Raw genomic sequence first — 8,770 nt, 5'->3', positions numbered from 1 at the left:
TTTTTTTCACCCGCAATGTAAATATGGTATTATGTTTGCATATAAATGAAAATTTCCTAAAAAGTGAGTGATAGATGTGATTTTCGTTATTGATGTGGGGAATACAAATATTGTCCTTGGTGTTTACAAAGGAGAAGAGCTCAAATACCATTGGCGGGTGGAAACAAGCCGGAACCGTACAGAAGATGAATTCGGAATGAATATTAAGTCTTTGTTTGATTACTCAGGCCTTGCTTTTTCTGATATAGATGGAATTATTATTTCATCTGTTGTTCCGCCAATCATGTTCGCCTTAGAGAGAATGTGTCATAAGTATTTTCATGTGAAACCGCTGGTTGTTGGTCCTGGCATTAAAACAGGCCTAAATATTAAATATGAAAACCCTCGTGAGGTTGGAGCAGACAGAATTGTAAACGCAGTTGCTGCGATCCATGAGTACGGCAGTCCATTAGTAATTGTTGATTTCGGAACAGCCACTACCTATTGCTATGTAAATGAGGAACGCCAGTACATGGGCGGTGCTATTGCACCGGGAATTGGCATTTCTACTGAAGCTTTGTATTCAAGAGCAGCAAAGCTGCCGCGTATTGAGATTGCCCGTCCGGAAGGAGTTATTGGGAAAAACACCGTTGCTGCTATGCAGGCTGGCATTGTTTATGGCTACGTTGGACAGGTTGAAGGCATTGTCAGAAGGATGACAGAGCATAGTGAGAAAAAGCCGACTGTTATTGCTACGGGTGGACTGGCCAGTTTAATCGCCCAAGAGTCAACGGTTATTGATGTAGTCGATCCATTTTTAACTTTAAAGGGGCTTCACCTTATCTATAAACGGAATATGGATAATATAAAGAATAGCAACTAGAAAGGGGTTTAACATGAACGATTATTTAGTTAAGGCGCTTGCCTATGATGGAAATATAAGGGCATATGCCGTCCGCACGACGGAAGCAGTCAGTGAGGCGCAAAGACGCCATCAAACATGGAGAACGGCTTCAGCCGCGCTTGGCCGCGCAATGACCGCAGGGGTGATGATGGGGGCGATGCTTAAGGGTGACGAAAAGCTGACCATCAAAATCGATGGCGGCGGCCCGCTCGGTCCGATTCTCGTTGATAGTAACGCAAGCGGTGAGGTGCGCGGATATGTGACCAACCCAGAGGTTGATTTTGAATCGAACGAACATGGTAAGCTTGATGTCCGCCGCGCGGTCGGAACGGACGGGACATTAGCGATTGTAAAGGATATTGGCCTCAGGGATTTCTTTTCCGGCCAGGTTCCGCTTGTTTCAGGAGAACTCGGAGAGGATTTTACATATTATTTTGCAACCTCTGAGCAAGTCCCGTCCTCAGTAGGTGTGGGTGTCTTGGTGAATCCTGATGATTCCATTCTGGCAGCTGGCGGCTTTATCCTGCAAATCCTGCCTGGAACAGAAGATGCCGTGATTACCAAATTGGAGGAACGGTTAAAGACGATTCCGCCTATTTCGAAATTGGTGGAAAAGGGTTTAACCCCTGAAGAAATTTTAAATGAACTTTTTGGACAAGAGAATGTGAAAATCTTGGAGACCATGCCGGTCAAATTTCAATGCACTTGTTCAAAACAGCGCTTTGCTGATGCCATCGTCGGATTAGGTGCCCATGAGATTACCGCGATGATTGAAGAGGATGGACAGGCTGAGGCTCATTGCCATTTCTGTAACGAGAAATACCTCTTTACAAAAGAAGAGCTGGAGGAATTGAAAGAATCAGCTAAATAATCGTTTATGGGGAGAGAATTAGGCTTGGGGAAAAAGCAACTGTGGATGGTAATCGCCGGCCTTATCATGCTGAATTGTTTAACCATCGCCTTTTTTCTGGCAAAGGGAACCGGAGATGGCGGGACTGCAATAAATGATGAGGCTGTGGCAACCGTGGGGAAGCAGTCAGTAACAAGGCAGGAATGGCTAAATGAATTGGAAAAAAGATATGGGAAAGATATCTTAAAAGAGTTGATTGACCAAAAGGTTATTCGTGAGATGGCAAAGAAGTATGACATTAAAATCTCAGACCAAGAGGTTGAACGTGAATTTCGGCTCCTGCAGGCCACGAATAGCGCATTCAGCCAAAAAAACCAGCTTGATGAGAAAAGGTGGAAGGAACAAATTCAGGACAGTCTTCTCCTGCAAGAGCTTTTAACAAAAGATGTAATCATTTCTGATAAAGAATTACAGAGCTATTACCAAAAGAACAAGGATTTATACGATGTTCCGGAAATTTATCATCTATCCCATATTGTAGTAAAAACCAAGGAAGAAGCGAATAATGCGATAAAAGAATTGGCGCAAGGGTCGAGTTTTTCAGCTTTGGCCATGGAGCGTTCCATTGATGAATTCTCCGCGAATGAAGGAGGAAATATTGGATATATTAGTGATGGTGATGAGCGATACCCAGAAAGTTATATTGACACGGCAAAAAAATTAAAGAAAAAAGCTTATAGTAAACCATTTAAGATTGACGATGGGTACGCCATCATTAAAATGGAAGGCAAAATCAGCGGTAAAAAGTACTCCTTCGACGAGGTTAAAAAACAAGTCCGCCGCCAATTGGCCTTAGAGCAGATGAAGACCCCAGCCTCTGCTTCTTCCTTCTGGAAAGAAGCCAAGGTTAACTGGTTTTACGGGAAAAATAACGAAACAAATTAAAGCACAGGAATCCATCTTGTGTTTTTCTTTTAGGCAAATCTGTTTCGAAAATTTTCACAAAATTCCCTAGTCAAAAAGATTGACAAAACAAGTATAAAACTGGTAAATTCAATATATATAAATCCAATAAAAATACTCGGAATAGAATGGAGAGCGATTTCAGATGGTTCGTGTGGCAAATTCCATTACAGAATTAATTGGGCAAACACCGATTGTAAAGCTTAACAAATTAGTTGATGAAAATAGTGCAGATGTTTATTTAAAGCTTGAATACTTTAATCCAGGAAGCAGTGTAAAAGACCGTATCGGATTAGCGATGATTGAAGCTGCAGAAGAAAAAGGCTTAATCAAACCAGGTGTCGATACAATTGTTGAGCCTACAAGCGGCAATACAGGTATCGGACTTGCGATGGTTGCTGCTGCAAAGGGCTATAAAGCTGTTTTTGTAATGCCAGAAACAATGAGCTTAGAAAGACGGAATCTGCTTCGTGCTTATGGTGCTGAATTAGTTCTTACACCAGGACCTGAAGGAATGAAGGGAGCTATTGCTCGCGCAGAAGCTTTAGTTGCTGAAAACGGCTACTTTATGCCGCAACAGTTCAAAAACGAAGCCAACCCTGAGGTTCACCGCAAAACAACAGGGAAAGAAATTGTCGAGCAAATGGATCAGCTTGATGGATTTGTTTCCGGTATTGGTACAGGCGGAACTATTTCAGGTGCTGGCAGTGTTATCCGTGAAAAATTCCCTAATGTAAAAATCTATGCTGTTGAGCCCCAGGATTCAGCAATTCTATCTGGCGGTAAGCCAGGTCCGCATAAGCTGCAAGGCCTTGGTGCTGGCTTCGTGCCTGATACATTAAATACAGAAATTTATGATGAAGTTGTTCAAATTAGCACGGAAGAAGCATTTGATGCTTCCCGCCGCGCCGCCAGAGAAGAAGGAATTCTTGGCGGTATTTCTTCCGGCGCTGCTATTTCTGCAGCATTAAAAGTGGCAAAGGAACTTGGAAAAGGCAAAAAAGTATTAGCAATTATACCTGATAACGGCGAGCGTTATTTAAGTACTCCTCTATATCAATACGATGTAGAATAAGTGAACGGACAGGGGGTCGTCGGCAATTGCCGGCGTCCTCTTTTTTTGTGTCCTGGTCCCCTTTTATTGTATGATTAAAGGATAAGAGTTTTTAGGAGGGAATGGGATGAATGCAGCTTTTGGACAAAACATCCATTGCGGGCCATACACATTGGACATGAGCAAAAAAACCATTGTGATGGGAATCCTCAATGCCACACCAGATTCATTCTCCGACGGCGGTAAATTTAATAATATTGACAGGGCTGTTGAACATGCTAAGAAACTGGTTGAGGCTGGCGCTGATATTATTGATATCGGAGGAGAATCTACTCGTCCTGGCTTTGCGGTGGTACCTGAGGAGGAAGAAATTAAGCGGGTAGTTCCGATTATTGAGGCCATTGCCAAACAAATTCAAGTGCCAATTTCGATTGATACATACAAAGCGGAAGTGGCCAGGCAGGCGATCCAAGCTGGTGCCCATATTATTAATGATATCTGGGGGGCAAAGGCGGACGAGCGGATGGGTGAGGTTGCGGCGGAATATGATGTTCCAATTATCCTAATGCACAATCGCCATGATCGAAATTATCGATTGTTTGTAAGGGATGTCATCAATGATTTATATGAAAGCATCGCGATTGTTAAAAAAGCGGGTGTGAAGGATGAAAATATTATTCTCGACCCGGGCATTGGTTTTGCTAAGGACTATCAAGAAAATCTGTTGATGATGCAAAATTTGGATAAGCTTGTGATGCTTGGCTACCCGGTTCTCTTGGCAACCTCCCGAAAAACAATGATTGGACAGGCCTTAAATCTGCCTGTTAATGAAAGGATGGAGGGTACAGGGGCAACCATCTGTTACGGCATTCAAAAAGGCTGCCAAATGATCCGTGTTCACGATGTCAAAGAAATGAGCAGGATGGCAAGAATGATGGATGCAATGATGGGAAAGGGTGACATGCTTGGATAAAATATATGTTAATGGTATGGAGTTTTACGGGTACCACGGCGTTTTTCCCGAAGAAACTGTATTGGGACAGCGCTTTTCTGTCGATTTGTCGGTCTCATTGGATTTAAAAACAGCAGGTGAAACTGACGCGCTTGAACATTCTGTTCATTACGGTGAGCTTTATCAATTATGTAAGGAAGTAGTCGAGGGTGAACCTAAAAAGTTGGTCGAGGCAGTCGCTGAGAAAATTGCCGGAAGTGTCTTATTAGGATTTCCTTTAGTTGAAGAGGTTACGGTGAAGGTGATTAAGCCTGATCCTCCTATTCCCGGCCATTACGAATCCGTTGCAGTCGAGATTACAAGGAGAAGATAAAAGTGGAAAATACAGCATTTATTGCCCTTGGCTCAAATATCGGAAACCGTTATGATAATATGGCAAAGGCTATCCAAATCTTAACCAATCATCCGGGAATTCAGTTGGTAAATAAGTCCTCTATATACGAGACAGATCCTATCGGTTATGAGGATCAGGATTTATTTTTAAATATGGTAATCGAGGTTAAAACAGTCTTAAACGCCAATGAACTATTGGATACATGTTTAAAAACCGAGCAGGAACTTGGCAGGAAAAGGGAGATCAGATGGGGGCCGCGGACGATTGACCTTGACATTTTGACATTCAATCACGAAAATATTGAAACAGAGAAGCTTATCGTTCCGCACCCGCGGATGCTGGAACGGGCGTTTGTGATGATTCCGCTTTTTGAAATAAATCCAGATATTCATATTTCGGGGATGAAGAAGCCTCTTAGAGCATATATGGTTGAATTACAAGACAAAGAAGGAGTCCGAATATGGAAGCAGAAAAGTGGGGAAGGCGGATTCGAGCCTATCGGAAGCTAAAAGGTTTTACACAAGAGAGCTTTTCAAAGGAACTGGGGGTATCAGTTTCCATTTTGGGAGAAATTGAGCGGGGCAACCGTCTGCCAGCAGAGGAGCTGCTGGAGAAAATTGCGCTGTCTTTAAAAATAACCAAGGAAGATTTAGCACCAAAGGAATAGATGGATAGAAAAATTTTAGTTAAGGAGGACGTTTAATGCTGAAAATTGGCAATATTGAAATGAAGAACCCTGTCGTCTTGGCGCCTATGGCTGGAGTCTGTAATTCGGCATTCCGTCTGACAGTAAAAGAGTTTGGCGCCGGATTGGTCTGCGCCGAAATGGTCAGCGACAAAGGTATAGTTTTTAAAAATGAAAAGACAATGAACATGCTTTATATTGATGAGCGGGAAAAACCATTGAGCCTGCAAATTTTTGGCGGCGAAAAAGCAACGCTTGTCGAGGCAGCAAGATTCGTCGATAAAAATACGAACGCTGATATTATCGATATTAATATGGGCTGTCCGGTTCCAAAAATCACAAAATGTGATGCAGGTGCGAAATGGCTGCTTGATCCTAATAAAATCTATGAAATGGTTTCGGCTGTGGTAGATGCGGTTGAAAAGCCTGTTACGGTTAAAATGCGGATGGGCTGGGATGAGGACCATATCTTTGCGGTTAAAAACGCGCAAATGGTTGAAAAGGCAGGCGGGAAAGCTGTTGCGCTGCACGGTAGAACGCGCGTCCAAATGTACGAAGGAAAAGCGAATTGGGATATTATCCGTGAAGTAAAGCAGTCAGTAAATATTCCTGTCATCGGCAACGGTGATGTGGAAACACCGCAGGATGCCAAAAGAATGCTGGATGAAACCGGTGTAGACGGCGTCATGATTGGCCGGGCTGCACTTGGAAACCCGTGGATGATTTATCGTACGGTTCAATATTTAGAAACGGGGAAATTAATGGGCGAACCATCTGTCCGTGAAAAAATTGATGTCTGTATCCTTCACCTCGATCGTTTGATCGCGTTGAAAAACGAGGATATTGCAGTCCGTGAAATGCGCAAGCATGCTGCTTGGTATTTAAAAGGTATCCGCGGCAATGCCAAGGCACGTAACGCCGTCAATGAGTGTCTTACACGTGAACAGCTCGTTTCCTTGTTAAACGAATTAGTAGTAGACGCAGAGGCAAAAGAACAAAGCCAGGCAATAGTAGGCTGAATTTGACATAAATTGTGCCATTTTCTATAATTATTTTGTTTGATGTTAAGGCTGCCAGTGGGTTACTGGCAGTTTTTATTGTATTCTATCTTTTTTAGATGTCTGAATTCTTCAGTTTGTGTAAAATAATAGAAGTATGCAGATGCGCGGTTTAACATGCGTTTTACATAAAATGATTAATGGAGTTGATAGTTGTGAGTGAAGAATTAAATGACCAATTAAAGGTCAGACGTGAAAAAATGCATTCGATGCGGGAAAAAGGGCTAGATCCCTTTGGTAAACGTTTTGATCGTACACATAGCAGTCAAGAGTTAATCAGTCAATATGGCGAAGTTGATAAAGAGGAATTGGAAACCCTAAATGTGACTGTTGCTATTGCTGGGAGAATTATGACGAAACGCGGCAAAGGGAAAGCTGGATTTGCCCATATCCAAGATTTAACTGGCCAAATTCAATTATACGTAAGACAGGACGCAGTTGGCGAAGAGTCATATGAGATTTTCGATTCAGCTGACTTAGGCGATATTGTAGCAGTACACGGAACCTTATTTAAAACGAAAGTTGGCGAGTTATCTGTTAAAGTTGATAACTTTGTGTTCTTAACGAAAGCACTCCGCCCACTGCCGGATAAATTCCACGGCTTAAAGGACGTCGAACAGCGCTACCGTCAGCGTTACTTAGATTTAATCATGAGCCAGGAAAGCAAAGAAACCTTTATTACCCGCAGTAAAATCATTCAATCAATGCGCCGTTATTTAGATGACCATGGTTATCTAGAGGTTGAAACACCGATGATGCATGCCATTGCTGGCGGAGCATCTGCGAGACCATTTATCACACATCATAATGCTCTTGATATGCCGCTGTTCATGCGAATTGCGATTGAGCTTCATTTGAAGCGTTTGATTGTCGGCGGTCTTGAAAAGGTTTATGAAATCGGCCGGGTATTCCGTAACGAAGGTGTTTCTACACGTCATAATCCTGAATTTACGATGATTGAATTATATGAGGCATATGCTGACTATCGCGATATTATGAGTTTGACAGAAAACCTCATCGCTCATATTGCGCAAGAAGTATTAGGTACAACAACTGTACAGTACGGAGAATATGAAGTAGACCTCAAGCCGGAGTGGAAAAGACTCCACATGGTTGACGCCATCAAAGAATACACTGGTGCTGATTTCTGGAAAGAGACGAGCGTCGAGGAAGCCCGTCAGCTTGCGAAGGAACATGGTGTAGAAATTACTGAGCATATGCTGTATGGTCATATCGTTAATGAATTCTTTGAGCAAAAAGTAGAAGAAAAGTTGATACAACCTACATTCATTTATGGACATCCGGTTGAAATTTCTCCGCTTGCGAAGAAAAATGACGAGGACCCGCGCTTTACAGACCGTTTTGAGCTGTTTATCGTTGCCCGTGAGCATGCTAATGCTTTTACTGAGTTGAACGACCCGATTGATCAGCGTGAGCGTTTTGAAGCACAGTTAAAAGAACGCGAGCAGGGTAATGATGAAGCGCACGAGATGGATGAAGATTTCGTAGAGGCATTGGAATATGGAATGCCTCCAACAGGCGGTCTAGGAATCGGTATTGACCGTTTAGTAATGTTATTGACAAACTCACCATCGATTCGTGATGTTCTGTTATTCCCGCTAATGCGTCATAAGTAACTTGTTATGGAAAAGTGCTGTAAAAACGGCACTTTTTCTTTATATTTTTAACAAGTAGAGTGAATATTTAAACTTTCGTTTAGATTTATAAAAACTGATAAAAACTATTGCACGAAATTATTAATGGTGGTATATTAATATCTGTTGTTGCGAGACAGTAAGTCTTCGACAAAAGATTTCAAAAAAGTTATTGACATTAAGTTGATAACTTGGTATGATAAGAAAGTCGCTTTTAGGCGGCGGGTTAAATAGTTCTTTGAAAACTAAACAAACAAAAACGTCAACAAACAATAA

The 8,770-nt window shown here is 42.2% G+C and carries 10 protein-coding genes; all 10 read left to right on the top strand.

From position 1 onward, the window contains the following. The first annotated feature begins 76 nt into the window (after positions 1-76). The 10 genes from ACNQGS_RS28705 to lysS all read left to right on the top strand — a co-directional run bounded on the left by ACNQGS_RS28705 (position 77) and on the right by lysS (position 8,476). Positions 77-862 carry a type III pantothenate kinase gene (locus tag ACNQGS_RS28705; RefSeq protein WP_491490357.1) on the top strand — a complete coding sequence of 262 codons (786 nt, stop codon included), beginning with the start codon at positions 77-79 and terminating at the stop codon, positions 860-862. Positions 863-875: 13 nt separating this feature from the next. Next, positions 876-1,754 carry an Hsp33 family molecular chaperone HslO gene (gene hslO, locus ACNQGS_RS28700; RefSeq protein WP_491490356.1) on the top strand — a complete coding sequence of 293 codons (879 nt, stop codon included), beginning with the start codon at positions 876-878 and terminating at the stop codon, positions 1,752-1,754. 24 nt (positions 1,755-1,778) lie between these two features. Next, positions 1,779-2,678 (top strand): peptidyl-prolyl cis-trans isomerase, encoded by a 900-nt coding sequence (locus ACNQGS_RS28695; RefSeq protein ID WP_491490355.1) that lies wholly within the window; start codon positions 1,779-1,781, stop codon positions 2,676-2,678. A 163-nt stretch (positions 2,679-2,841) separates the two neighbouring features. Beyond that, positions 2,842-3,771: a cysteine synthase A gene (gene cysK / locus ACNQGS_RS28690; protein WP_213148308.1), complete on the top strand. Its 930-nt coding sequence runs from the start codon at positions 2,842-2,844 to the stop codon at positions 3,769-3,771. A gap of 106 nt (positions 3,772-3,877) precedes the next feature. Next, positions 3,878-4,723, top strand: a complete 846-nt coding sequence (gene folP, locus ACNQGS_RS28685) for a dihydropteroate synthase (protein WP_491490354.1) — start codon at positions 3,878-3,880, stop codon at positions 4,721-4,723. Then, complete coding sequence (folB, locus tag ACNQGS_RS28680) at positions 4,716-5,075, top strand: dihydroneopterin aldolase (RefSeq protein WP_213121121.1); 360 nt, start codon at positions 4,716-4,718, stop codon at positions 5,073-5,075. The genes folP and folB overlap by 8 nt, the downstream gene beginning before the upstream one ends. 2 nt (positions 5,076-5,077) lie before the next feature. Continuing rightward, positions 5,078-5,605: a 2-amino-4-hydroxy-6-hydroxymethyldihydropteridine diphosphokinase gene (gene folK / locus ACNQGS_RS28675; protein WP_423800314.1), complete on the top strand. Its 528-nt coding sequence runs from the start codon at positions 5,078-5,080 to the stop codon at positions 5,603-5,605. Beyond that, positions 5,557-5,763, top strand: coding sequence for a helix-turn-helix domain-containing protein (locus tag ACNQGS_RS28670; RefSeq protein WP_213121119.1), 207 nt, complete (start codon positions 5,557-5,559; stop codon positions 5,761-5,763). The genes folK and ACNQGS_RS28670 overlap by 49 nt, the downstream gene beginning before the upstream one ends. A 35-nt stretch (positions 5,764-5,798) precedes the next feature. Continuing rightward, on the top strand, positions 5,799-6,800 hold the full coding sequence (gene dusB / locus ACNQGS_RS28665; protein WP_491490353.1) for a tRNA dihydrouridine synthase DusB: 1,002 nt from the start codon (positions 5,799-5,801) through the stop codon (positions 6,798-6,800). 179 nt (positions 6,801-6,979) lie between these two features. Beyond that, positions 6,980-8,476, top strand: a complete 1,497-nt coding sequence (gene lysS / locus ACNQGS_RS28660) for a lysine--tRNA ligase (protein WP_491490352.1) — start codon at positions 6,980-6,982, stop codon at positions 8,474-8,476. The last annotated feature ends 294 nt before the right edge of the window (positions 8,477-8,770 follow it).

It is taken from the genome of Neobacillus sp. PVCKKU3 (assembly GCF_058323225.1).
Note: the sequence above shows the minus strand (reverse complement) of the source record. Positions and strands in the feature narration are given on the sequence as shown.

What these genes read in the sequence shown, in the direction of transcription:
- dusB (WP_491490353.1), top strand. Translation starts at nt 5,799, where the DNA reads ATGCTGAAAATTGGCAATATTGAAATGAAGAACCCTGTCGTCTTGGCG.
- ACNQGS_RS28670 (WP_213121119.1), top strand. Translation starts at nt 5,557, where the DNA reads ATGGAAGCAGAAAAGTGGGGAAGGCGGATTCGAGCCTATCGGAAGCTA.
- lysS (WP_491490352.1), top strand. Translation starts at nt 6,980, where the DNA reads ATGGAGTTGATAGTTGTGAGTGAAGAATTAAATGACCAATTAAAGGTC.
- hslO (WP_491490356.1), top strand. Translation starts at nt 876, where the DNA reads ATGAACGATTATTTAGTTAAGGCGCTTGCCTATGATGGAAATATAAGG.
- folP (WP_491490354.1), top strand. Translation starts at nt 3,878, where the DNA reads ATGAATGCAGCTTTTGGACAAAACATCCATTGCGGGCCATACACATTG.
- cysK (WP_213148308.1), top strand. Translation starts at nt 2,842, where the DNA reads ATGGTTCGTGTGGCAAATTCCATTACAGAATTAATTGGGCAAACACCG.